Genomic DNA, 942 nt, shown 5'->3' on the forward strand with positions numbered 1-942 from the left:
TGTACTGACCCCAAAAAGTTAGACAAATAATTTAAGTTAAGGATTTAGTCCTGTATTGCACAGGACTAAGTCCTTTTAGTTTTACCTTAATTCGTTTGTTGTTGTAATAGTCAATATAGTTTACAATAGCTTGTTCCAATTGGTTAAGTGACTTAAATGTATTCTCGTAACCATAAAACATTTCCGATTTCAAAATGCCAAAGAAGGATTCCATCATGCCGTTGTCTGGGCTGTTTCCTTTACGTGACATGGACGGTTGAATTCCTTTATCCTCTAAAAAACGATGATAATACTGGTGTTGATACTGCCATCCTTGATCACTATGAAGAATTGTATTTGTGTAATGATTCTCAGTAAAGGCCTGGTCTAACATAGCTTTCACTTGTTCTAAATTCGGTGAAGTCGAAAGATTATAGGCGATAATTTCGCTATTAAAACCATCTAAAACTGGCGATAAATAAAGTTTTTGATTGCTTGCTGGAATGGCAAACTCGGTCACATCTGTGTAGCACTTTTCCATTGGCTTGGTTGCTTCAAATTGGCGTTGAATAAGATTATCTGCTTTCTTACCAATCTCTCCTTGGTATGAAGAATACTTCCGTTTACGACGAATACGAGCACTTAAACCAAGGACCTTCATCAGACGTTGGACCTTCTTATGATTCACTACAAAACCACGATTCCTCAATTCAAGAGTCATTCGACGATAGCCGTAATTCCCTTTATGCTCAGTAAAAATAGATTGAATTTCAACTTTAACATCATAATCCTTATCGCTTTGATCGAGCTGTTTTAAATGATAATAATAAGTTGAACGGGCAAGCTTAATAATCTTTAGAAGAATCTCTAAAGCAAACTCTGTTACCAATCCTCGGACAATTTCCGTTTTTCTTCTTGCTCTTTTTCGTCCCTCAATCGGAGTTCTCTCAACTTTTTTAGAAC

Annotated in this window: 1 protein-coding gene; it reads right to left on the reverse strand. The window is 36.1% G+C overall.

What is annotated here, in order from left to right; genetic code table 11:
• Positions 1-31: 31 nt before the first annotated feature.
• A partial coding sequence (locus tag LIZ08_RS10185) for an IS3 family transposase (RefSeq protein ID WP_227038816.1) occupies positions 32-942 on the reverse strand: 911 nt, incomplete at its 5' end.

It is taken from the genome of Streptococcus sp. 210928-DFI.4.42, from assembly GCF_020554365.1.
Lineage (GTDB): Bacteria > Bacillota > Bacilli > Lactobacillales > Streptococcaceae > Streptococcus > Streptococcus parasanguinis_S.